The 21,550-nt window shown below is 73.4% G+C and carries 21 protein-coding genes and 1 pseudogene; 13 read left to right on the forward strand and 9 right to left on the reverse strand.

The features are described 5' to 3' along the window. Positions 1-45: 45 nt before the first annotated feature. The 6 genes from ACFU9E_RS24470 to ACFU9E_RS24495 all read left to right on the forward strand — a co-directional run bounded on the left by ACFU9E_RS24470 (position 46) and on the right by ACFU9E_RS24495 (position 4,952). Positions 46-648, forward strand: coding sequence for a GNAT family N-acetyltransferase (locus ACFU9E_RS24470; protein WP_380683060.1), 603 nt, complete (start codon positions 46-48; stop codon positions 646-648). 529 nt (positions 649-1,177) lie between these two features. After that, positions 1,178-2,041: a helix-turn-helix domain-containing protein gene (locus tag ACFU9E_RS24475; RefSeq protein WP_380683059.1), complete on the forward strand. Its 864-nt coding sequence runs from the start codon at positions 1,178-1,180 to the stop codon at positions 2,039-2,041. Further along, on the forward strand, positions 2,038-2,229 hold the full coding sequence (locus ACFU9E_RS24480) for a DUF397 domain-containing protein (RefSeq protein WP_380683058.1): 192 nt from the start codon (positions 2,038-2,040) through the stop codon (positions 2,227-2,229). The genes ACFU9E_RS24475 and ACFU9E_RS24480 overlap by 4 nt, the downstream gene beginning before the upstream one ends. Before the next feature lie 32 nt (positions 2,230-2,261). After that, positions 2,262-2,453, forward strand: coding sequence for a DUF397 domain-containing protein (locus tag ACFU9E_RS24485; protein ID WP_380683057.1), 192 nt, complete (start codon positions 2,262-2,264; stop codon positions 2,451-2,453). A 250-nt stretch (positions 2,454-2,703) separates the two neighbouring features. Then, entirely contained in the window at positions 2,704-4,434 is a 1,731-nt protein-coding gene (gene metG, locus ACFU9E_RS24490; protein ID WP_380683056.1) for a methionine--tRNA ligase, read from the forward strand. Positions 4,435-4,598: 164 nt separating this feature from the next. After that, on the forward strand, positions 4,599-4,952 hold the full coding sequence (locus tag ACFU9E_RS24495; protein WP_380683055.1) for a DUF6087 family protein: 354 nt from the start codon (positions 4,599-4,601) through the stop codon (positions 4,950-4,952). Between the two features lie 61 nt (positions 4,953-5,013). On the opposite strand, the gene ACFU9E_RS24500 is transcribed toward ACFU9E_RS24495, so the two are convergent. The 3 genes from ACFU9E_RS24500 to ACFU9E_RS24510 all read right to left on the reverse strand — a co-directional run bounded on the left by ACFU9E_RS24500 (position 5,014) and on the right by ACFU9E_RS24510 (position 8,100). Further along, on the reverse strand, positions 5,014-5,952 hold the full coding sequence (locus ACFU9E_RS24500; protein WP_380683054.1) for a class I SAM-dependent methyltransferase: 939 nt from the start codon (positions 5,950-5,952) through the stop codon (positions 5,014-5,016). Positions 5,953-5,981: 29 nt separating this feature from the next. Further along, a complete protein-coding gene (locus tag ACFU9E_RS24505) occupies positions 5,982-6,944 on the reverse strand; it encodes an NAD(P)/FAD-dependent oxidoreductase (protein WP_380683063.1) in 963 nt (320 codons plus the stop codon). Positions 6,945-7,038: 94 nt separating this feature from the next. Next, on the reverse strand, positions 7,039-8,100 hold the full coding sequence (locus ACFU9E_RS24510) for a hypothetical protein (protein WP_380683053.1): 1,062 nt from the start codon (positions 8,098-8,100) through the stop codon (positions 7,039-7,041). Between the two features lie 196 nt (positions 8,101-8,296). Between ACFU9E_RS24510 and ACFU9E_RS24515 the strand changes: the two genes are divergently transcribed. Continuing rightward, positions 8,297-9,355 carry an aldo/keto reductase gene (locus tag ACFU9E_RS24515; RefSeq protein ID WP_380683052.1) on the forward strand — a complete coding sequence of 353 codons (1,059 nt, stop codon included), beginning with the start codon at positions 8,297-8,299 and terminating at the stop codon, positions 9,353-9,355. A gap of 22 nt (positions 9,356-9,377) precedes the next feature. Here ACFU9E_RS24515 and ACFU9E_RS24520 read toward each other — a convergent pair whose 3' ends face one another. Continuing rightward, the gene (locus tag ACFU9E_RS24520; protein WP_380683051.1) at positions 9,378-10,286 is read right to left on the reverse strand and encodes an NAD(P)-binding domain-containing protein; all 909 of its coding nucleotides are present in this window, start codon (positions 10,284-10,286) and stop codon (positions 9,378-9,380) included. Between the two features lie 105 nt (positions 10,287-10,391). On the opposite strand from ACFU9E_RS24520, the gene ACFU9E_RS24525 reads away from it, so the two are divergent. Then, positions 10,392-10,745, forward strand: a complete 354-nt coding sequence (locus tag ACFU9E_RS24525; protein ID WP_380683050.1) for a winged helix-turn-helix transcriptional regulator — start codon at positions 10,392-10,394, stop codon at positions 10,743-10,745. 51 nt (positions 10,746-10,796) lie between these two features. Here ACFU9E_RS24525 and ACFU9E_RS24530 read toward each other — a convergent pair whose 3' ends face one another. Continuing rightward, on the reverse strand, positions 10,797-11,219 hold the full coding sequence (locus tag ACFU9E_RS24530) for a DUF350 domain-containing protein (RefSeq protein ID WP_380683049.1): 423 nt from the start codon (positions 11,217-11,219) through the stop codon (positions 10,797-10,799). Positions 11,220-11,400: 181 nt separating this feature from the next. Here ACFU9E_RS24530 and ACFU9E_RS24535 point away from each other — a divergent pair. Further along, positions 11,401-11,658 (forward strand): annotated as a pseudogene (locus tag ACFU9E_RS24535) (glutathionylspermidine synthase family protein); the annotation flags it as partial. Positions 11,659-11,665: 7 nt separating this feature from the next. Next, positions 11,666-13,483: an NHL domain-containing thioredoxin family protein gene (locus ACFU9E_RS24540; RefSeq protein WP_380683048.1), complete on the forward strand. Its 1,818-nt coding sequence runs from the start codon at positions 11,666-11,668 to the stop codon at positions 13,481-13,483. A gap of 89 nt (positions 13,484-13,572) precedes the next feature. On the opposite strand, the gene ACFU9E_RS24545 is transcribed toward ACFU9E_RS24540, so the two are convergent. Together ACFU9E_RS24545 and ACFU9E_RS24550 are read right to left on the reverse strand one after the other, a co-directional pair. After that, entirely contained in the window at positions 13,573-14,886 is a 1,314-nt protein-coding gene (locus tag ACFU9E_RS24545) for a M18 family aminopeptidase (RefSeq protein ID WP_380690263.1), read from the reverse strand. Positions 14,887-15,200: 314 nt separating this feature from the next. Then, complete coding sequence (locus tag ACFU9E_RS24550; RefSeq protein ID WP_380683842.1) at positions 15,201-17,030, reverse strand: acyl-CoA dehydrogenase; 1,830 nt, start codon at positions 17,028-17,030, stop codon at positions 15,201-15,203. Between the two features lie 226 nt (positions 17,031-17,256). On the opposite strand from ACFU9E_RS24550, the gene ACFU9E_RS24555 reads away from it, so the two are divergent. Further along, entirely contained in the window at positions 17,257-17,760 is a 504-nt protein-coding gene (locus tag ACFU9E_RS24555) for an SseB family protein (RefSeq protein ID WP_380683843.1), read from the forward strand. A 141-nt stretch (positions 17,761-17,901) separates the two neighbouring features. Continuing rightward, positions 17,902-18,858 carry a pirin family protein gene (locus ACFU9E_RS24560; RefSeq protein ID WP_380683844.1) on the forward strand — a complete coding sequence of 319 codons (957 nt, stop codon included), beginning with the start codon at positions 17,902-17,904 and terminating at the stop codon, positions 18,856-18,858. 349 nt (positions 18,859-19,207) lie between these two features. Here the strand turns inward: ACFU9E_RS24560 and ACFU9E_RS24565 are convergent, their stop codons facing one another. Further along, positions 19,208-19,831 carry a TIGR03086 family metal-binding protein gene (locus tag ACFU9E_RS24565; RefSeq protein ID WP_380683845.1) on the reverse strand — a complete coding sequence of 208 codons (624 nt, stop codon included), beginning with the start codon at positions 19,829-19,831 and terminating at the stop codon, positions 19,208-19,210. Beyond that, positions 19,828-20,718 (reverse strand): alpha/beta hydrolase, encoded by an 891-nt coding sequence (locus ACFU9E_RS24570; RefSeq protein WP_380683846.1) that lies wholly within the window; start codon positions 20,716-20,718, stop codon positions 19,828-19,830. The genes ACFU9E_RS24565 and ACFU9E_RS24570 overlap by 4 nt, the downstream gene beginning before the upstream one ends. A 172-nt stretch (positions 20,719-20,890) precedes the next feature. On the opposite strand from ACFU9E_RS24570, the gene ACFU9E_RS24575 reads away from it, so the two are divergent. Next, positions 20,891-21,547 (forward strand): TetR/AcrR family transcriptional regulator, encoded by a 657-nt coding sequence (locus tag ACFU9E_RS24575; protein ID WP_380683847.1) that lies wholly within the window; start codon positions 20,891-20,893, stop codon positions 21,545-21,547. Positions 21,548-21,550: the final 3 nt, after the last annotated feature.

The raw sequence follows: 21,550 nt of genomic DNA on the forward strand, positions 1-21,550 counted from the left end.
AAAAACAATTGCCTCTAGTACATTGACGGGCTACCGTTCCGGATCATGACCGCGAAGCTGCCCGTCCCCGTCGTCCTCACCGGCCGCCACGTCCGCCTGGAGCCGCTGGAGCGCCGCCACCTGTCCGACCTGTGGGACACCGTCGGCCCGGACCCGGAGGTGTGGCGGTGGATCCCGTTCGCCCCGCCGGCCTCGGAGGAGGAGCTGGGCGCGATCCTCGACTTCCGGCTCGCCGAGGCGGCGGCCGGGAGGGCCGTGAAGTTCGCCGTGATCGAGCTCGCGTCCGGCCGGGCCGTCGGCATCACCGGTTACTACGCGTTCAGCGCCGAGGACGAGCTCGTCGAGATCGGCGGCACCTGGTACTCCCGGTCGGTCTGGCGCACCGCCGTCAACACCGAGGCGAAGCTGCTGCTGCTCGTCCACGCGTTCGAGGAGTTGGGCATGGGCCGGGTGTTCTGGAAGACCGACGCGCTCAACGACCGTTCGCGCACCGCGATCCAGCGGCTGGGCGCCCGTTTCGAGGGCGTGCACCGCCGCGACAAGCGGCGCGCCAACGGCGTCTGGCGGGACACCGCCCACTTCGGGATGCTGCGCGACGAGTGGCCGGCCGCCCGCGCCCGCCTGGAGCGGCGGCTCGCCGCCGGCTGACCGCTATTTCTCCCTACGGGGCGCCAAGTCCCGTTTGCCCGACCGCCGTTCCCGTGGCTGACGGGTCGCGATGATCTGCGCGACCACCCCGACGAAGACCACCGACACCAGCAGGCCCGTCAGCAACACCACGGCCATCAGCGATCGACCGCCGCCACGGCCCGGACCGCCCCGCCGCACACCCCGATGAGTTCCACACCCCAGTCATCGGCCAAAGCGGCGACGAGGTCAAGCCCTCGCGCACGGGTTCGGGGCGAGGGCGGCCGGACGGCGCCGCGCGACCGCCCGCGGCGCGGCCCGTCGGGCTCGGCCCCGATCCCCGGTGGAAGCAACATCGACTGTCTCCAGTCCAGTTGAGGGGTGGGGCCCGGCTGCCGGCGCAGACCGGCCCCATGGCGACGACGCTAGGGTTTCAGGGGCAACAGTTGCTACTGCGTCTGGCGCACTTCACCCTATCGAGCGACACGGTGGACCCGGTGTCCACGGGGCGGCAAACTGCACCGAAGGCACCGACCGAGGAGAGACGCGCATGCCCCCACGCCTGTCGCCCAGCGTGCGCCAGCAACGACTCGGTTCGGAACTGCGCAAGTTGCGCGAGCACGCGGGCATGACCCCGAAGGCCATGGCGGCGGCCCTGGGCACGGACGTTCCCAAGATCTCCCAGATGGAGAACGGGAAGTCGGGCATCAGCGCCGACCGCCTCCGCTCCTGGGCCGCCGCCTGCCGGTGCTCCAACCCCCCGCTCGTCGAGGCCCTGACGCTGATGACCCAGGACCGCGGCAAGCACTGGTGGCACCACTTCCGCGGTCGCGTCCCCGCCGGGATGCTCGACATCGCCGAACTGGAGCACCACGCCGAGTCCCTGCTCGTCCTGAACACCACCTCGATCCCGGGCCTGCTCCAGACCGGCCGGTACGCCGCCGCGATGTTCGCCCGGCTGCGTCCGCCGCTGCCGCGCCACGACGCCGACGTACGGACCGCCTTCCGCACCGAGCGCCAGCAGGTCCTGGCCGCCGGCCGGCCGTTCACCGCGTTCATACACGAGGCCGCGCTGCGGATGCAGTTCGGCGGCCCCGCGGTCCTGCGCGAACAGCTCGCCAGCCTGCTGGACGACGCCGAGCGCCCCGGGGTCACCGTCCGCGCGATCCCCTTCAGCGTCGACACCTATCCCGGCTCGGGCGAGGACCTCTTCCTCGCCCACGGACCGGTCCCCGAGCTGGACACGGTGCAGATCGACCTGACCCAGGGACCGCAGTTCATCGACTCGGAGGCGGACCTGGCGTCCTACCGCTCGATCGTCACCGAGTCCGACTCCCTCGCCCTGGCCCCCGAGGAGACCCGCGACTTCGTCCGGCGCATCATGACGGACCTGGAAGGCCGGCCACCCCGATGACCGACTGGCAGAAGTCCTCGATGAGCGGCAACAGCAACCAGTGCCTCGAAGTGCGGGCCGCCGACGGACGGATCGAGATCCGCGAGTCCGACACCCCCGACTCCGCCGTCACCACCACCGCCGAGGCCTTCGCCCGCTGGATCGAGGGCGTCAAACGCGGCGAGTTCGACCACCTCACCACCCGGTGACCCACCCACCCCCGACAGAGGAGCCCACCTCCATGGACAGCTGGCAGAAGGCCGCCCCCGGCGGCGAGGGCGACGACGCCCTGGAGATCCGCACCGTCAACGGCATGGTCGAGATCCGCGACCCCAGGAACGACGCCATCGTCGTCCGCACCACCCCCCGCAAGTGGGCCGCCTTCGTCCTCGGGGTGAAGGCCGGCGAGTTCGACCACTTCGTCGAGCGGTAGGGCGTGTCCCGCTCCGCCGCCCCTCCGTCCCGCGGGCGGCGGCGGAGCGCGGCGCGGCGGCCCCGGGGAAATGGACGCGAGGGGGAGGGGCGGGCTTCGCTAGGATTGGGGAGCCCACAGTGGAACGTCGCTCTGGCCGGCAGCCCGGGAGGCGGCGCCTGTGTCCGGTTCCCCTCGCCGCCCCAGACCCTGCGCCCGTCACGGCACTCCGGGACAGGGGTGCGTGCGGGAGAAATCGGAGCATCCGAGGATGGCTCGGCACCTGATCACCAGCGCCCTCCCCTATATCAACGGGATCAAGCACCTGGGCAACATGGTCGGGTCCATGCTGCCGGCGGACGTCTACTCGCGGTACCTGCGCCAGCGCGGGCACGAGGTGCTGTACATCTGCGCGACCGACGAGCACGGGACGCCGGCCGAGCTGGCCGCGCAGGAGGCCGGACTGCCGGTGGCGGAGTTCTGCGCGCGGGCGCACCACCAGCAGAAGGCGGTCTACGACGGCTTCCGGCTCTCCTTCGACTACTTCGGCCGCAGCTCCTCGCCGCAGAACCGGGAGATCACCCAGGAGATCGCCCGCGAGCTGCACGCCAACGGCTTCATCGAGGAGCGGGCGATCCGCCAGGTGTACTCCAACGCGGACGGCCGCTTCCTGCCGGACCGGTACATCGTCGGCACCTGCCCGCACTGCGGCTACGACAAGGCCCGCGGCGACCAGTGCGAGAACTGCACCCGCGTGCTGGACCCGACCGACCTGCTGGAGCCGCGCTCGGCGATCAGCGGCAGCGCGGACCTGGAGGTGCGGGAGACCAAGCACCTGTTCCTGCTCCAGTCGAAGCTGACCGGACAGGTGGAGGACTGGGTCGCCGCGCACGGCGACGAGTGGCCGGTGCTGGCCTCCTCGATCGCCCGCAAGTGGCTGACCGAGGGCCTGCAGGACCGCGCGATCACCCGTGACCTGGAGTGGGGCGTGCCGGTCCCGGCCGACGTGTGGCCGGAGCTGGCGGCCGCGGGCAAGGTCTTCTACGTCTGGTTCGACGCGCCGATCGAGTACATCGGCGCGACGAAGGAGTGGTCGGACGCGGCGCCGTCCGGCGAGCTGCGGGACTGGAAGTCCTGGTGGTACGAGGCGGACGAGACGGTCCGCTACACCGAGTTCATGGCCAAGGACAACGTCCCGTTCCACACGGTGATGTTCCCGGCCACGATCCTCGGCTCGCGCAAGCCCTGGAAGAAGGTCGACTACGTCAAGGCCTTCAACTGGCTGACGTACTACGGCGGGAAGTTCTCCACCAGCCAGAAGCGCGGTATCTTCACCGACGTCGCCCTGGAGCTGCTGCCGGCCGACTACTGGCGCTACTTCCTGATGGCCCACGCGCCCGAGTCGGACGACTCCAGCTTCACCTGGGACCTCTTCGCCTCGGTGGTCAACAAGGACCTCGCCGACACCCTCGGCAACTTCGTCAACCGGGTGCTGTCCTTCAGCCGCAAGCGGTTCGGCGACGACGTGCCGGCCGGGAACCCGGCGGGCGAGGCGGAGCAGCGGCTGGGCGCGCAGATCGCCGAACTGCTGGCCGACTACGAGGCGCAGCTGGAGGCGCTCAACTTCCGCAAGGCGGCGCAGAGCCTGCGCACCCTGTGGAGCGCGGGCAACGCCTACCTGGACGAGAAGGCGCCCTGGCTGCAGGTGAAGACCGCCCCGGAGGCGGCGGCGCTGACGCTGCGCACGGCGATGAACCTCATCCACCTGTACGCGGTGGTCTCCGAGCCGTTCATCCCGGCGGCGGCGCAGGCGATGCGCGAGGCCTTCGCGCTGCCCGCCGACGCCCCGGCGCGCACCGCCACCTGGGTGGACGCGGACGCGGCGCGGGCGCTGGACGCGGTGCCGGCCGGGACGCCGTTCACGGTGCCGCCGGTGCTGTTCGCGAAGATCACGGACGAGGACCTGGCCTCCTGGACCGAGCGCTTCGGCGGCGGCGAATAGGCACGTAGGCGCCTGGCCGCACAGGCGCGTGTTCGACGGACGGCCGTCTCCCCGTGCCGGGAGGCGGCCGTCCATCGGTTTTTCACCCGATCGTGGAATCGCCCGGCGCCCGGCGGATCGGCCAGACTGGCCGTCCCGACCGACACGCGAGGGAGGCGCCGACGATGGCCGCCGAGGACGATCCGTTCGCCGAAGAACCCCTGGCCGACGAGCCGTTGGCCCATTGGTACGCCGAGCGGGCACGCCGCCGCCGGGCCCCGGGGACGCGGGACGCGATCACCCTCGCCCCCGGACCCCGGCGCGCCGCACACCTCTTCCAGGACGTGCCCCGGCTGGTGGTCGAGTGGGACGGCCACACCTGGCAGCCCCTCGCGGTGGCACAGGACTACGCCGGGGCCTATCCGCTGATCGTCCGCCCCGAGCGGGCCTCCGGGCCGCAGGCCCTCTTCCCGCACGCGGACACGCCCGTCCCGCTGCTGCGCCGGGGAACCGGCCGGCACCGCAAGCCGGACCACTGACCGCCGTTCCGCCCGCGGCCGGACCGTCCTGCCCGCGCCGACGGCGAGTTGCGGACCTCGCCTAGACCTTCCGGGCGGTGTGCACGGTGAGGGCCGCGAGGTAGAAGGCGTCGGGGCGGGCGAGGATGCCGGTGGGGGCCTCGGGGTCCAGCAGGGCGTCCAGCGCGGCGAGGTCGGACTCGTCCAGCAGATCGGCCAACTGCCCGCGGCGGCGCGAGAGCTGGACGTGCAGGAACTCGCGGGCCGGGGTGTCCAGCGGGGCCGGGTGGTCGACCAGGAAGGTCCGGCTGCCGGTGGGGATCAGCCCGGCGGCGGCCAGCAGGGCCGGCCAGTCCTCGACCACCGCCACCGCGTCCGGGACGGACTCGCGCATCGCCGCGAAGGTCTCCTCGTGCGCCGCGTCCAGGCGGGCCTGCAGGCCGGGGCGGCCGAGGCCGAGGTCGCGCGGGAGGTAGCGGGCCGGGAGGCCGCCCTCGGCGACGGCCAGCAGACCGCCCTGGCGCAGGGCTGCGGCCAGCGCGGTCAGCGCGGCCTGCTGGTCGCCCAGGTGGTGGATCGCGTTGCCGGACCAGACCAGGTCGGCCCTGCCGAGCGTGCCGAACTCCTCCGGCAGGTCGGCGCGGTGGGTACCGACGCGACCGGCCGAGCGGGAGCGGGCGCGCTCCAGCAGGGCGTCCGACTGGTCCACGGCGACGACCTCGGCGGCCGGGAAGGCGTCCGCGAGCAGCCCGGCGACCACGCCGGGGCCGCTGCCCACGTCGAGCACCCGGTGGACGGGGGCGCCGTCCAGCAGAGCGCCCAGCCACCGGGCGGCCTCGGTGACCGCCGGCACCTTGAGTTCGGCCTCGCGCTCCAGGTGGCCGGCCAGGGCGTCCCAGTCGAACTCGGCCTCCTGACCGTGCTGGTGACCGTGCGGGTGGGCGGGCGGGTGGGCGGGCGCGTGGCCGTGGGAGTGGTCGTGGGAGTGGCCGTGCTGATGGGTGTGGGCGTGCGGGGTCATGGGGGACTCCGTCCTCTCGGTGGGTCGGTTCAGGCGGCGACGAGGGCGCGCTCGACGTCCTCGTCCACCAGGTCGTGGTTGAGCGCGAACGCCGCCGCGGCGCCCGCTCCGGCGGCGGTGACCACCTGGGCGCGCGGGTCGGCGACGTTGCCCACCGCCCACACCCCGGGCACGCTGGTGCGGCCCGTGCGGTCGGTGGTCACCCAGCCCTGCTCGTCGCGCTCGCAGTCCAGGCCGAACAGCAGGGCGTCCCGGGGCACCATGCGCGGGAAGAGGAACACCGCCTCGCGCGGCACGGCCGTACCGTCCGCCAGTTCGACGCCGCGCAGCCGGTCGTCCGTGACCACCACCCGCTTGACCTCGCCCTCGACGACCCGCACGCCCCGGACGCCGAGCCGGGCACGGTCGTCCGCGGACAGCTCCAGGGTGTGCGCGAGCAGTACCACGTCCGCCGACCACTGGCGCAGCAGCAGCGCCTGGTGCACCGCGCCCGGGTGGGTGCCCAGCACGCCCAGCGGGCGGTCGCGGACCTCGTAGCCGTGGCAGTACGGGCAGTGCAGTACGTCGCGGCCCCAGCGTTCGACCAGGCCCGGCAGCTCCGGCAGGCCGTCGCGCAGACCGGTGGCGACCACCACCCGGCGGGTGCGCAGGGCCGGGCCGCCGGCCAGGTGGACGTCGAAGGCGAGCGCGTCCGCGGCGGGCACCGGCTCGACGTGGTCCACCCGGGCGTCGAGCAGGTCGACCCCGTACCCCGCCAGTTCGGCACGGCCGGTCTCCAGCAGCGCGGCCGGGGGCACGCCGTCCCGGGAGAGGAAGCCCCCCATCCGCTCGGCAGGGGCGTTGCGCGGCTGACCGGCGTCCACCACGGCCACCCGGCGGCAGGCCCGGGCCAGCACCAGGGCCGCGCTCAGCCCGGCGGCACCGCCGCCGACCACCACGACGTCGTGGCCGTCGGTGGCGGCGGAACTCTCGGGAACGGTCCCGTTTCGCATCTCGCTCACGGCGATCACCTCCACCGCCAGGCTGCGCCGACCACCGGGAGGGAGGCAACTTTCGTTGCTGTTTCAGCAACACCCGCCCGACCGGTCAGCGGGCGGTGCGCCGCCAGTACGAGCGGGCCGCCACCGCCAGGGCCGCCCCGTACACCGCGAACGCGCCCAGGCCGATCCAGGCGACCAGCAGAGTGTCCGCCGCCGTCGGGAAGTCACCGGGCGGCACCTCCACCACCCCCGCCGTGGCCAGCGCCGACCAGCCGACGCCCACCACCCCGTACGGCGCGAGGGTGGCCGCCCCCAGCAGGGCGGGCACCAGCGGCAGCCGGCGCGGCACCGGGCGGCCGGCCAGCGGGAGGGTCCAGCGCGGGAACACCTGCCCCCAGGGGCGGACCAGCCCCCAGAGCAGGAACACCCCGAGCCCCGCCAGCAGCGCGGTCCCGTCCAGGCCCCAGGACTCCAGGGTGAGCCAGATCCCGGAGGCGCCGTTGCGCACGGAGGCGGCGTGCATCTCGGCGCCGCTCATCCCGGCGAAGGTGCCGCCGGAGGCCCAGCACAGCTTCATCGCCACGTACGGCACGAACGCCGCACTCCCCGCGAGCGCCGTGAGCTGGACCGTCCCCGAGGCGGCCGACGGGGCGGGGCGCGGGGCGTCCGACGGGGCAGGGCGCGGGGCGTCCGACGGGGCGGGGCGCGGGGCGGCCGAGCGCGGACCCGCGGAGCGCGAGCCGGCGGACGGCGCGGTGCCGGAGCGCGCCGCGGCCGCCAGCAGCCCCGCGCCGAGAGCCGCCAGCACGTGCTGCGCCGCGCCCGGCCCGCTGTCCACGCCCTGGCCGAACAGCAGCGTGATCGCGTCCATCAGCAGGCCGAAAGCGCCGGCCACGGCGAGTCCGCAGAGCGTCCAGAGCACTCCGCGCACCGCGCGACCCGGCCCGGCCGCGCCCAGCACCGCCCCGGCCGCCGCCGCGGCCAGACCCACCGCCACCACCGCCCAGCCCACCGCGGCGGCACCGAACAGCGCTGTCCCGCCCAGCGCGCAGCCCGCGCCGAACACCGCGTAGCCGACGCCCCAGGCGGCCACCGCCCGCCCGTCGGTCCGCCATCCGTCCACCCGCCGCCACCGGCCCGCCGGCCGCCGCCCGTCCACCGTCGTCATACCGCCACGGTCGCAGCGGCCCTACCGGCCGCACCTCGCCCGCCGGGACGAACCGGCTCCCCCGGCAGAGGGAAACTCCCGGGACCGCGCACCCCCGGGACCGCGCCTTGCGTTGGAGCGCACTCCAACTCCTAGGGTCGGCAGCGGAATCAGCGAACCGCACCCACCACCGACGGACCCCAGGGGGACCACCACCATGCGCTACCGCACCCTCGGCGGCACCGGCATCGAGGTCAGCACCTACTGCCTCGGCACGATGATGTTCGGCGCGATCGGCAACCCCGACCACGACGACTGCGCCCGGATCGTCCACGCCGCGCTCGACGCGGGCATCAACTTCGTGGACACCGCCGACATGTACTCGGCCGGCGAGTCCGAGGAGATCGTCGGCAAGGCCCTGCAGGCCCGCGGCGACCGCGACGACGTCGTGCTCGCCACCAAGGTGCACTTCCCGATGGGCGAGGGCCGCAACCGGGGCGGCAACTCCCGCCGCTGGATCGTCCGCGAGGTCGAGGAGAGCCTGCGCCGGCTGCGCACCGACCGGATCGACCTCTACCAGGTGCACCGGCCCGACCCCGCCACCGACCTGGAGGAGACCCTCGCCGTCCTCGGCGACCTGGTGCGGGCCGGAAAGATCCTCGCCTTCGGCTGCTCGACCTTCCCCGCCCACGACCTCGTCGAGGCCCACCACCTCGCCGAGCGGCGTGGCCTGCCCCGGTTCCGCACCGAGCAGCCGCCGTACTCGCTGCTCGCCCGCGGCGTCGAGCGCGCCGTCCTGCCGACCGTGCAGCGGCTCGGCATGGGGGCGCTGACCTGGTCCCCGCTCGCCTCCGGCTTCCTCACCGGCCGCTACCGCAAGGACCGGCCGGTCGACCTGACCAGCGGCCGGCCCGCCCTGATGCCGGCCCGCTTCGACCCGGCGCTGCCGGTCAACCAGGCCAAGCTGGCCGCGGTCGAGGAGCTGACCGCCGTCGCCGAGGGCCTCGGCCGCACCCTGCCCGAACTGGCCCTCGCCTTCCCGTTGGCGCACCCGGCGGTCACCTCGGTGATCATCGGACCACGCACCCTCGGCCAGCTGGAGTCGGCCCTCAAGGGCGCCGGCCTCGTGCTCGACGACGCCACCCTGGACCGCATCGACGCGATCGTCCCGCCCGGCACCGACGTCTACCCCCCGGACGGCGTCTGGCAGCCCCGCCCCCTCACCGACCCGGCCCTGCGCCGCCGCCTCGCCGCCGACCGCCCGGCGGCCGGCTGACCGCGCGCCGGGTGCCGGGCCGCTACGCGCGCAGGAGGTCGATCACTCCGGTGAGGTCCTCCACGCCGTGCCGGGCCGGGTCGGCGGCGAGGCGGCGCCGCATCAGGCCGAAGTAGGGGGTGAGCAGTTCGGGGCTCACACCCTGTTCCTCGGCGGTGCGCAGGAAGGTCGGCACGCCGGCGACCTGCATCGCCAGGTTGGAGACGACGCCGCCGGTGTAGTCGCCGGCCGCCAGCTGCTCGGCGGTGGCCGCGACCGAGCCGGTCATCGCGGTGAGCCAGGACGAGAGCAGCGGGGCCAGCGAGCGCGGGTCGACGGACTCGCCGCGCACCAGCGCGAAGGCGTGCGCGACACCACCGAGCATCCCGTACATCGCGCTCAGCAGCGCCACGTCGTGCAGCGCGGCGAGACCGGCGTCCGCACCCACGTAGCGGGCGTCGGCCGGGGCCGCGAGCGCCGCCCGGTGCTCCTCGAACAGCTCCTGCGAACCGCTGTAGAAGACGTACGGGCCGGCCTGCGGGACGCCGATCATCGGCGGGACGGCCATGATCCCGCCGTCCAGGTAGCGGGCGCCGCGCCCGGTCGCCCAGGCGGCGCGGGCGCGGGCCGTGCCGGGGGTGCTGGTGATCAGGTTGACGACGTCCCGGCCGGTGAGGTCGGCGTCGGCCAGCGCCTCCTCGACCGAGTCGTCGTCGAGCAGGCAGACCACCACCAGCCGGTTGGCGGCGACCGCTTCGGCCGCGGTGGCGACGACGACGGCGCCCCGCGCGGCGAGCGGTTCGGCCCGGGCGGCGGTGCGGTTCCAGACGGTGAGCGGGTGCCCGGCGGCGAGCCAGGCACCGGCCAGCGCGGTGCCCATCGCGCCGAGGCCGAGCAGGGTGAGCGGGGCGGGCGAGGTCGTCGAGGAGGTGTCAGAAAGGTTCCGTGTCATGCCGTTCAGCCTGGTTCCGCCCCCGGAAACGATCAAGTACGCACTTCGGAGTGGGTGGTTACCCTGAGGTGAGCGAACAGGCCGGCGAAGGGGTGGGGGCGGGACATGACGGCAACCGTGCCGAGGCCCGGTGCGCACGTGTGCGGGATCGACGCCGCGATGGACGTGATCGGCGGCAAGTGGAAGGTGCTGATCCTCTGGGCGCTGGCCGAGCGGCCGAGCCTGCGCTTCGGCGAGCTGCGCCGGCAGGTGCCGGGGATCACCGAGAAGGTGCTCGCCGCCCACCTGCGCGAACTGGAGGCGGACGGCATCGTGCACCGCGAGTCGTACGACGAGGTGCCGCCGCGGGTCGAGTACTCGCTCACGCCGGCCGGGCGGCGGCTCAACGAGGCGCTGGCACCGCTGGGCGCCTGGGGACGGCAGCACGTGCTGAACGGCGTCCCGCACCCGGCCGCCTGACGCCCGCTCCGGCCCGGGCGATCGCGTCGGGCCCCGGGCGATCGCGCCGGTCTAGGCGATCGCGGCGGACACGATCGCCGCCACCGCGAGGTTGCAGCTGGCGGTCACCCAGACCGCCGGGTGCGGCTCCGGGTCGACCAGGATCGCGCCCAGCTTGCCCGGCGTCAGCAGGTCCACCACCCAGAAGGCGACGGCCATCAGCACCAGCCCCAGCAGGCCGAAGCAGGCGGTGGAGACCAGGCCCTTCCCGAAGTCCTCGTAGGTGTAGAGGATCGCGGTGAAGACGATGCCGCCGATGCCGAGCAGCGCCGAGCTGAGCAGCACGGCGGCGTTGCGGTTGCGCTCCATCCAGATCTGGTGGCCGAGCCGGCCGGGCGTCAGGGCGTCCACCAGGCCGATGCCGAGCAGCAGCAGGACCACGCCGACGCCGCCGAAGGCCGCCGCCGCGCCGAGACCGTGCAGGATGTCGTTCATGGGTTGTCCAGCCCCCCGGGGTCCGTGTCGCAGGTCGCACACCGCGGGCCGGGCCGCCCGTTGCGCGGGCTTCCTCCCACGGTCAAGGATCGGCAAAAGATAACCCATCGCGGTCGGGCTCCGAGCGGGAACGGAACCTCCCGCACCATCGGCTGCACGCGTACCGTCGGACGCCGCTGTCGGCGCCCCGGACCGGTACGGCGCCGAGGGCCACTGCCACCAGCAGCTCCACCCGCTGCCCGACTTCGACGGCAACCGCCCGGTCCTCGGCACCTGGGTGGTCGACGGCGGGGCCGCCGGCCTCGGCATCCGCGAGACCGACGACAGCCCCATCACCCACCAGGGCGCCCGCTTCCTGCCCCACCTCGTCGCCCGAGCCCGTCGTCCCGTCCGGGCATCCCCGGGTGCCCGGAATGCGGACACCCGCCGTGCGGTTTGATGGGGTTATGGCATCTCGTGCACGTGTACGCGCCCCCGAGCTGGTCGGGGCAGGCGGTTGGCTGAACACCGGGGGCAAGGAGCTGACGCTCGCCGACTTCCGGGGCAAGATCACCATTCTGGACTTCTGGACGTTCTGCTGCATCAACTGTCTGCACGTCCTCGACGAGCTGCGGGAGCTGGAGGAGAAGCACCGGGACACCGTGGTGATCGTCGGCGTGCACTCGCCCAAGTTCGTGCACGAGGCCGACCACCGGGCCGTGGTGGACGCGGTGGACCGGTACGAGGTGCACCACCCGGTGCTGGACGACCCGGCGCTCGCAACCTGGAAGCAGTACGCGGTGCGGGCCTGGCCGACGCTGGTGGTGATCGACCCGGAGGGGTACGTGGTCGCCCAGCACGCCGGCGAGGGCCACGCGCACGCCATCGCCCGGCTGGTCGAGGAGCTGGAGGCCGAGCACGCGGCGAAGGGCACGCTGCGACGCGGCGACGGCCCGTACGTGGCGCCCGAGCCGACCGCCGGGGACCTCAAGTTCCCCGGCAAGGCCGTCCGGCTGCCGAACGGCCACTTCCTGGTGGCCGACTCCGGCCACCACTCGCTCGTCGAGCTGGAGGCCGACGGCGAGACCGTGGTGCGCCGGATCGGCGACGGCGTGCGCGGGCTGGTGGACGGCACCGCGCCCCGGTTCAGCGAGCCGCAGGGCCTGGCGCTGCTGCCGGAGGGCACCGTCGACTACGACGTGATCGTCGCCGACACCGTCAACCACGCGCTGCGCGGCGTCCGGCTCGCCGACGGCAAGGTGACCACGCTGGCCGGCACCGGACGGCAGTGGTGGCAGGGCTCCGCGACCGAGGGACCGGCCCGCGAGGTGGACCTCTCCTCGCCCTGGGACGTCGCCTGGTTCGACGGCCGGGTGTGGATCGCGATGGCCGGCGTCCACCAGCTGTGGGCGTACGACCCGGCCACCGGCACCGTCGGCGTCGCGGCCGGCACCACCAACGAGGGCCTGGTCGACGGCCCCGTCGCCGAGGCCTGGTTCGCCCAGCCGTCCGGCCTGGCGGTCTCGGCGGACGGCGAGCGGCTCTGGGTCGCCGACTCCGAGACCTCGGCGCTGCGCTGGGTTTCACGTGGAACAGGGACCGTGCACAGCGCCGTCGGCACCGGCCTCTTCGACTTCGGGCACCGGGACGGCGCGGCCGGTCAGGCCCTGCTGCAGCACCCGCTGGGCGTCACCGTGCTGCCGGACGGCTCGGTGGCCGTCAGCGACACCTACAACCACGCGCTGCGCCGCTACGACCCGGCGAGCGGCGAGGTCAGCACGCTGGCCACCGACCTGCGCGAGCCGTCCGGCGCGGTGCTGGCCGACGGCGACATCGTGGTGGTCGAGTCCGCCCGGCACCGGCTGACCAGGCTGCGGCTGCCCGAGGAGGCCGTCCGGGTGGACGCGGTGGCGCACCGCACCCAGCGGGCCGCCACCGAGGTCGCCCCGGGCGCCCTGCGGCTGGACGTGGTCTTCCAGGCCCCCACCGGCCAGAAGCTGGACGAGCGCTACGGCCCGTCCACCCGGCTGCTGGTCAGCGCCACCCCGCCCGAACTGCTGGTCTCCGGCGCGGGCGCGGACTCCGCGCTCTCCCGTGAGCTGGTGCTCTCCGACACGGTGACCGAGGGCGTGCTGCACGTCTCGGCGATGGCGGCGTCCTGCGACGACGACCCGGCGATCGAGTACCCGGCCTGCCACGTCCACCAGCAGGACTGGGGCGTGCCGGTGAAGCTCACCGTCGACGGCGCGCGCCGGCTGCCGCTGGTGCTGGCGGGCCTGGAGTAACCGGCCCGCGGCACGGACACGGGGCCCGGCGAGTTCGCACTCGCCGGGCCCCGTTCGTTCCGCGTCCCGCACCTGCGCCCCGCGGGGGCTCAGCCCTCCAGGAACGCCTTGATCGCGCTCGCCAGCAGGTACGGGTCCTCCGCGCCGCACAGCTCGCGGGCCGAGTGCATGGAGAGCGCCGCGATGCCGCAGTCCACGGTCTGGATGCCGAGGCGGGCCGCGGTGATCGGGCCGATCGTCGTACCGCAGGGCATGGCGTTGTTGGAGACGAAGGTCTGCCACGGCACGCCGGCCTTCTCGCAGGCCGCCGCGAACACCGCCCGGCCGACGCCGTCGGTGGCGTACCGGTTGTTGACGTTGACCTTGAGGATCGGCCCGCCGTTGGGCAGCGGGTGGTGGCCCGGCTCGTGCCGCTCGCTGTAGTTCGGGTGGACGGCGTGGCCCATGTCGGAGGAGAGGCAGACGGTGCCGGCCAGCGCCCGGGCCCGGTCCTCCAGACCGCCGCCGCGCGCGTACACGCTGCGCTCCAGGACGTTGCCGAGCAGCGGGCTCTGCGCGCCGGTGTCCGACTCGCTGCCGGTCTCCTCGTGGTCGAAGGCGGCCAGCACCGGGATGTACGGCAGCACGGCACCGTCCGTCTCGGCGGCGGTGGCCACCGCGGCCAGCGCGGCGGTGGCGGCGTGCACCGAGAGCAGGTTGTCCAGCCGCGGGCCGGCCAGCAGCTCGCGGTCCCGGCCCAGGTAGGAGGCGGGCTGGACGTCGTGGGTCATGAGGTCCCAGCCGGTCACGTCGGCCGCGTCGACCCCGGCCCGCTGGGCGACGTAGCCGATCAGCGAGCCCTCGTCGACCGGACCGAGGCCCCAGATCGGGGTGAGGTGGCGCTGCTTGTCCAGCTTCATGCCGTCGTTGACCTGGCGGTCCAGGTGGATCGCCAGCTGCGGCACGCGCAGCAGCGGCTCGTCCAGCTGGACCAGCCGCCGGCTGCCGTCGCGCAGCGTGAGCCGCCCGGAGAGGCCGAGGTCCCGGTCGAGCCAGGTGTTCAGCGGCACCCCGCCGTAGATCTCCACCGCCACCTGCCGCCAGCCCGCCGACCCGGTGTCCGGGATCGGCTTGACCCGCAGGTTGGGCGAGTCCGTGTGGGTGCCGACCACGCGGAACGGCGTCTCCGGGCCGGCGCCGGCCGGCACGTACCAGGCGATCAGCGCGCCGCCGCGGACGACGTACCGGCCACCGGCCACACCGTCCCAGGAGTCCGTTTCCAGCACCTGCCGGAAGCCGGCTTTCTCCAGACGCTCGGCCGCGCTCGCGACCGCGTGGTAGGGCGACGGCGAGGTGCCGAGGAAGGCGATCAGGTCATCGGTGTGCGTCCGGTCGAAGAAGGCCTGGCGGGCGGCGGTCGACATGCTGCTCCTGGGTCGAGGGAGGGCCGGGGCCGAAATGGGGGATCAGCCTCGCACCTTGAGCATATGCCCGTACACGGACATGACACTCGGAGCATCCCAACGGATGCACAACACAGACAGAACCGTGAACTGACGCCCCCTTCACCGCTGCTGGGCCACCGGCGGGCCGGTCGGGCCTCGACCGGGCCTGCGGACACGCCGAAGGGCCCGGTCGGGGGGACCGGGCCCTTCGGCGTGAGGGTGGGGTCAGGCGGTCGGGAAGGTGCCGCGCGCGGCGCACCCGGTGCAGGGCGGCGGCGGGAGACGGGTGGGCGTCAGAACGCCTCCTCCGCCAGCTCCATGATCTCGTTGTCGATGCCCTCGGCGATCAGGCGCTGCGAGGCGACGGTCGGCAGCACGTTCTTGGCGAAGAAGCGGGCGGCCGCGACCTTGCCCTGGTAGAACGGCACGTCCTTCTCCGAGGCCCCGGCCTCCAGCTTGGCCAGGGCCACCGCGGCCTGGCGCAGCAGCAGCCAGCCGACCACGACGTCGCCGGAGACCATCAGCAGGCGGGTGGTGTTCAGGCCCACCTTGTACATGTTCTTGACGTCCTGCTCGACCGAGGAGAGGTCGGCGAGCAGCTTGCCGACGATGGCCTCCAGGTCGCCGGCGGCCTTGGCGAGCAGCTCGCGCTCGGCGGCCAGGGCGTCGCCGCCCGCGGCCGAGCCGAGGAACTTCTGGATCTGCTCGGACAGCGCGGTGAGCGCCTGGCCACCGTCCTTGACGATCTTGCGGAAGAAGAAGTCCTGGCCCTGGATGGCCGTGGTGCCCTCGTAGAGGGTGTCGATCTTGGCGTCCCGGATGTACTGCTCGATCGGGTACTCCTGGAGGTACCCGGAGCCGCCGAAGGTCTGCAGCGACTGGGCGAGCTGCTCGTAGGACTTCTCCGAGCCGTAGCCCTTGACGATCGGCAGGAGCAGGTCATTGAGGCGCTCGGCGGCCTCGTCGCGCTCGCCGCGCAGCTTGGCGGCCGCCATGTCGTCCTGGGTGGACGCGGTGAACAGCACCAGGGCGCGCATGCCCTCGGCGTACGCCTTCTGGGTCAGCAGCGAGCGGCGCACGTCCGGGTGGTGGGTGATGGTGACGCGCGGGGCGGTCTTGTCCAGGAACTGCGAGATGTCGGCGCCCTGCACGCGCTCCTTCGCGTACTCCAGCGCGTTCAGGTAGCCGGTGGAGAGGGTGGCGATGGCCTTCGTGCCGACCATCATCCGGGCGAACTCGATGATCTTGAACATCTGGCGGATGCCGTCGACCTTCTCGCCGAGCAGCCAGCCCTTCGCCGGGTGCTTGGCGCCGAAGGTCATCTCGCAGGTGTTCGAGGCCTTCAGGCCCATCTTGTGCTCGACGTTGGTGGCGTAGACGCCGTTGCGCTCGCCCAGCTCGCCGGTCTCCCAGTCGAAGTCGAACTTGGGGACGATGAACAGGCCCAGGCCCTTGGTGCCCGGCTTACCGCCCTCGGGGCGGGCCAGCACCATGTGGATGATGTTCTCGGACATGTCGTGCTCGCCCGAGGTGATGAAGCGCTTGACGCCCTCGATGTGCCAGGAGCCGTCCTCCTGCTGAACCGCCTTGGTGCGGCCGGCGCCCACGTCCGAGCCGGCGTCAGGCTCGGTGAGGACCATGGTGGAGCCCCACAGCCGGTCGGTCATCCGCCTGGCGACCTCCAGCTGCGCCTCGGTGCCCTCCTCGGCGATGACGCCGGCGAAGGCCGGGCCGGAGGAGTACATCCAGATGGCCGGGTTGGAGCCCAGGATCTGCTCGGCGAAGGCCCAGATCAGCGAGTTCGGGGTGACCTGGCCGCCGATCGACTCCGGGATGCCCAGGCGCCACCACTCGGCGTCCATGAAGGTCTGGTAGCTCTTCTTGAAGGCCGCCGGGATCGGCGCGGTGTTGGTCTCCGGGTCGAACACCGGGGGGTTGCGGTCGGTGTCGGTGAAGGACGCCGCGAGGTCGTTCTCGGCGAGGCGCGCGATCTCGCTCAGGATGTTCTTCGCGGTCTCGACGTCCATCTCCGCGAACGGTCCGGTGCCGTACACCTGCTCGCGGCCGAACACCTCGAAGAGGTTGAACTCCACGTCCCGCAGGTTGGACTTGTAGTGACCCATGGCCGTTATCTCCGGTTCGTCGCTTCCGGGACATCTCCGCGTTCGGGCGCCCGTACCCACCAGTAGGCCTCATGATGCTACCCAGCGGTAACTTGTTTCAAGCCCCCGTCGGTGAATCCTCTGCGGATAACCGTATGAACGTGGTCACGTCCCACAAGCCGGGACGGCCACACCTTGTCAGGATCGACGCCCGCGCGGGGCCCCGCGCTCCCGATAGCCTGTCCGTGTGTACGGCTATGACCAGAACGCGTACCCGGGCGACCCCTACCAGCAGCAGGCGGGGCCGCAGCCGGGCATGAACGGCATGCCCGGCCCGGGCCCGTACGGCGAGCAGCCGCCGAGCGCACAGCAGTCCCTCTATCCGGAGCCCTCGCCACCGTCCCTGGCGGACGCGGTGCGGGCCTTCACCACCGGCTCGATGGCGGTGGAGGACTTCCAGGCCATCTTCATCACCTCCAAGGTGCACTGCCCGCGCGGCGACCGGCCGGGCTTCCTCGCCCTGCACAACACCCCGACGCCGGTCATCCCGATGTTCAGCTCACTGAAGGAGCTGCGCCGCTACGCCGGCAAGGACTCCAAGCACTTCACCGTCACCGGCGCCGAGGTCCTCGACCTGCTGCCGACCGGCTACGGCTTCGCGCTGGACATGGAGGGCGAGCACCGGATGGTGTTCGACGCCAAGGCGGTCGAGCAGATGGTCGACTTCACCATGCGGCGGATGTACGGCTGACGGACGATGGTCGGAGGGCCGCCCGGCCCCGCCCGCCGGTCGGCCCGCGCGGATTTGGTTCAAAATTCAACTTGCTTCTTGTTGAGGATTGAACTAATCTCGTGGACACAGGCCAGAGGAGCACCCCCGAAGGAGGCCGACATGCCCGCCGTGACCGTCGACAACCCGCTGACCCTCCCGCGCGTCACCACCCCCGACCCCGCCGTCACGAGCGCCCGGCCGGTCCTCACCGTGGCCACCGCTCCCGAGGGCTTCGAGGGCGAGGGCTTCCCCGTCCGCCGCGCCTTCGCCAAGATCAACACCAAGTTCCTCGACCCGTTCATCATGATGGACCAGATGGGCGAGGTGGACTACGCGGCCGGCGAGCCCAAGGGCACCCCCTGGCACCCGCACCGCGGCTTCGAGACCGTCACCTACATCATCGACGGAACGTTCATCCACCAGGACTCGCACGGCGGTGGCGGCACCATCACCGACGGCGACACCCAGTGGATGACGGCCGGCTCGGGCCTGCTGCACATCGAGACCCCGCCGGAGTCCCTGGTGAGGTCCGGCGGCCTCTTCCACGGCCTCCAGCTGTGGGTGAACCTGCCCGCCTCGGACAAGATGATCGCCCCGAAGTACCAGGACATCCGCGGCGGCAGCGTCAAGCTGCTCAGCACCGAGGACGGCGGCGCGCTGCTGCGCGTCATCGCCGGTGAGATCGACGGCCACCAGGGCCCCGGCTCCACCCACACCCCGATCACCATGATCCACGCCTCGATCAACCCCGGTGCCCAGATCACCCTGCCCTGGCGCTCCGACTTCAACGCCCTCGCCTACGGCCTCGCCGGCAACGGCTCGGCCGGCACCGAGCACCGCCCCTTCCACCGCGGCCAGGCCGTGGTCTTCGGCGACGGCGACTCGATCACCATCCGCGCCGACGAGAAGCAGGACTCCCGCGACAACAACTTCGAGGTCGTCCTCCTCGGCGGCCTGCCGATCCGCGAGCCCGTCGCCCACTACGGCCCGTTCGTGATGAACAGCCACCGCGAACTCCAGCAGGCCATGGAGGACTTCCAGGCCGGCCGCCTCGGCACCATCCCCGCCGACCGGTAGTCACCCCCGTGACGCCCTCGCCCCGGCCCCCCGCGTACGGCTACCGCAGCCGCGCGCAGCGGGCCGGGGCTTCGTCGTGAGCCGTGCGCCGTACGCGCGCCGCCCCGCCCGCCCCGGTGGCAGGGCGGGGGATCCGGCCCTACCGTCGGACCACGGACGCACGTTTTGGCCGAGGGTGAGGAGCGAGGGATGTTCTGGCAGTTCATCGTGGTGACGGCCGCCTCGTTCGGCTTCCCGACCGCCGCACTGCTCTTCTTCATCGGCGGGCCCCGCTTCCCCGACGATGAGCTCGACGACCGCCGGTAGCACGAAGACCGGCAGCACGGCGGCCCGTGGCGGCCGGCGGGCTTCAGCGCACCGGGACCGCCCAGGCCGGGTCACGGCCCAACAGGGCCAGCGCGCGCCCGAACGGGCCGGCCGAGCCGTCGGCCGCCCGGACGGCGGCGAAGGCCCGCCCCGGCGCCCGGTCCGCCGCGGTCGCCGGCACCGCCCCGGCCACCGCGAGCAGTGCCCCGGCGAGCGGCGGCTCGTCCTCCACGGCGGCCACCAGCCGGGCCGGCGAGCCCAGCGCGACCGCCACGTCCCAGGCGTGCACCAGGGTGTCCAGCAGATGGAAGCCGACCGCCTGTTCGAACGGGAACGGCTCGTCGGCACGGATCTCCGGCAGCAGGAGCGGGGCGGGCCGCGGCGTCGCGGCGGCGAGGGCGAAGGCCGCGGTCAGCCGCGCCGCCGAGTGCCGGAACGCGCCGGCCGGATCACCGTGCACCGGGACGTCGCGCCAGTGCGCGAGGTCCGCCCCGGCGCCGTCGGCGGCGGCCGCGAACCCCCGGTGCTGCCCGACCGCGTGCTCCAGCAGCCGCCGCAGCGACCAGCCCGCGCAGGGCGTCGGCAGCACCAGCTGCTCCGGCCGCACGGTGTCCACCACGGCGGCGGCCAACTCCAGGGAGCGGCTGTGCAGTTCGAGCAGGCTCACACCGCACCCGCCTCGGTCGCCGCGGTCGGCTCGGCCGTCCCGGCGGACAGGAAGCCGATCACCTGGTCGATCACGGTCGGCTCGGTGAGGATCCGCCGGTGGCCCAGCCCCCGGGTGGCCAGCAGCTCCAGTCGGTCCCCGTACGCCGCCCGCAGCCGGCGGGCCTGGGCGAACGGGACGACGTCGTCCTGCTCGTCGTGCGCCACCAGGATCGGCGGGGCGATCTCCTCGGGGTGACGGGTGGCGTCGAAGTGGCTCCGCACGTCGGCGACCCCGGGGAACATCGCGCCGCCCTCCGCCCGACGCGTCAACTCCCGACGCACGGTGGCGTTCAGGCCGAGCCTGGCGCAGAACCCGGCGGGCAGCCAGGAGACCTCGGCGACCCCGGCCACGGCGGCCAGCCGCCCGGCCCGCAGCCCCTCGCGCAGCGCCAGGAAGGCCGCGTTGACGCCCAGCGAGTGGGCGATCACCGCCTCGAAGGCTCCGTACTCCTCCTGCAGCCGCAGCGCGATGGTGCGGTGGTCCAGCACGGTGGCGGTCCGGCCGCCGGAGTCGCCGTGCCCGGGGGCGTCGTAGCCGACGGCGGTGAGGCCCAGTGCGTTCAGCCGGGGCACGAAGTCCGCGAACCGGGAGGCCCGGGACTGCCAGCCGTGCATCAGCAGGACCGGCCGCCCGCCGTCGCCCCAGCGGTGGACGACCACCCGCTCGCCGCGGTGCCGCAGCGTCCCGGTGACGGCCCGGTCGTGCACCTCGCGCTCGCGGGTGCGGACCCGGCCGCGCCGCAGCGGGTGGCGGTAGAGCTCGAACGCGGCCCGGCCGGCGAGGCCGGGGGCGGCCAGCGAGACGGTGTTCAGGGTGGTGCGGATCAGTGCGACGGCCGGGTCCATGCGGAACTCCCTGTGGATGCCGAGCTGCGGATGCCGAGCTGTGATTGCCGAGGGCAGGGGCCGAACTGGGCGAGATATTAGCACGACCGTTCGTGCTTTTTTCTGGTTGGCAGGCTGCCCGGCTACCCTGGCGGCACGGACGGACGACCGGAGGACTGAGGTGAGAGCGGTGGTGGCCGGAGCGAGCACGTCCCGCGCGGACGGACGGGTGCAACGCGGCGAGGAGACCCGCCGGACGGTCCTGCGCCGCGCCGTGGAGATCGCCTCCGTCGAGGGCCTGGACGCCCTGTCGATCGGCCGGCTCGCCACCGACCTCGGGCTCAGCAAGAGCGGGGTCTTCGCCGGCTTCGGCTCCAAGGAGGAACTCCAGCTCGCCACCGTCCGGGCGGCCCGGCGGATCTTCTCCGACGCGGTGCTCGACCCGATCGCCGCCGAGCCCCCCGGGCTGCGCAAGCTGCGGCTGCTCTGCGAGTCCTGGCTGGCCTACGCGCGTGCCCGGGTCTTCCCCGGCGGCTGCTTCTTCTACGAGGTCAACGCCGAGTACGACGCCCGCCCCGGCCCGCTGCGCGACGCCCTCGCCGCCAACTGGCGGGAGTGGCACGCCACCGTCCTCGGCCTGGCGGCCGGCGCCCGGGACACCGGCGAACTGCGCGCCGACGCCGATCTGGAGGACATCACGTTCACCCTGATCGCCCTGCTGGAGAACGCCAACCCGCAGGCCCTGCTGCTGGACGAGGACACCCCGTACGAACGCGCCCACCGCGCGGCGCTGCGCCGGCTGCGCGCGGACGCCACCGACCCGGACACCCCCGCGCTGCGGGCGGAGTAGGGC

Source organism: Kitasatospora sp. NPDC057595 (assembly GCF_042800875.1).
Classification (GTDB): Bacteria; Actinomycetota; Actinomycetes; order Streptomycetales; family Streptomycetaceae; genus Kitasatospora.

Bases quoted from the DNA above. Each gene is read 5' to 3' on its own strand.
- ACFU9E_RS24470 (WP_380683060.1), top strand. From the start codon at position 46: ATGACCGCGAAGCTGCCCGTCCCCGTCGTCCTCACCGGCCGCCACGTC.
- ACFU9E_RS24475 (WP_380683059.1), top strand. From the start codon at position 1,178: ATGCCCCCACGCCTGTCGCCCAGCGTGCGCCAGCAACGACTCGGTTCG.
- ACFU9E_RS24480 (WP_380683058.1), top strand. From the start codon at position 2,038: ATGACCGACTGGCAGAAGTCCTCGATGAGCGGCAACAGCAACCAGTGC.
- ACFU9E_RS24485 (WP_380683057.1), top strand. From the start codon at position 2,262: ATGGACAGCTGGCAGAAGGCCGCCCCCGGCGGCGAGGGCGACGACGCC.
- metG (WP_380683056.1), top strand. From the start codon at position 2,704: ATGGCTCGGCACCTGATCACCAGCGCCCTCCCCTATATCAACGGGATC.
- ACFU9E_RS24495 (WP_380683055.1), top strand. From the start codon at position 4,599: ATGGCCGCCGAGGACGATCCGTTCGCCGAAGAACCCCTGGCCGACGAG.
- ACFU9E_RS24500 (WP_380683054.1), bottom strand. From the start codon at position 5,952: ATGACCCCGCACGCCCACACCCATCAGCACGGCCACTCCCACGACCAC.
- ACFU9E_RS24505 (WP_380683063.1), bottom strand. From the start codon at position 6,944: ATGCGAAACGGGACCGTTCCCGAGAGTTCCGCCGCCACCGACGGCCAC.
- ACFU9E_RS24510 (WP_380683053.1), bottom strand. From the start codon at position 8,100: ATGACGACGGTGGACGGGCGGCGGCCGGCGGGCCGGTGGCGGCGGGTG.
- ACFU9E_RS24515 (WP_380683052.1), top strand. From the start codon at position 8,297: ATGCGCTACCGCACCCTCGGCGGCACCGGCATCGAGGTCAGCACCTAC.
- ACFU9E_RS24520 (WP_380683051.1), bottom strand. From the start codon at position 10,286: ATGACACGGAACCTTTCTGACACCTCCTCGACGACCTCGCCCGCCCCG.
- ACFU9E_RS24525 (WP_380683050.1), top strand. From the start codon at position 10,392: ATGACGGCAACCGTGCCGAGGCCCGGTGCGCACGTGTGCGGGATCGAC.
- ACFU9E_RS24530 (WP_380683049.1), bottom strand. From the start codon at position 11,219: ATGAACGACATCCTGCACGGTCTCGGCGCGGCGGCGGCCTTCGGCGGC.
- ACFU9E_RS24540 (WP_380683048.1), top strand. From the start codon at position 11,666: ATGGCATCTCGTGCACGTGTACGCGCCCCCGAGCTGGTCGGGGCAGGC.
- ACFU9E_RS24545 (WP_380690263.1), bottom strand. From the start codon at position 14,886: ATGTCGACCGCCGCCCGCCAGGCCTTCTTCGACCGGACGCACACCGAT.
- ACFU9E_RS24550 (WP_380683842.1), bottom strand. From the start codon at position 17,030: ATGGGTCACTACAAGTCCAACCTGCGGGACGTGGAGTTCAACCTCTTC.
- ACFU9E_RS24560 (WP_380683844.1), top strand. From the start codon at position 17,902: ATGCCCGCCGTGACCGTCGACAACCCGCTGACCCTCCCGCGCGTCACC.
- ACFU9E_RS24570 (WP_380683846.1), bottom strand. From the start codon at position 20,718: ATGGACCCGGCCGTCGCACTGATCCGCACCACCCTGAACACCGTCTCG.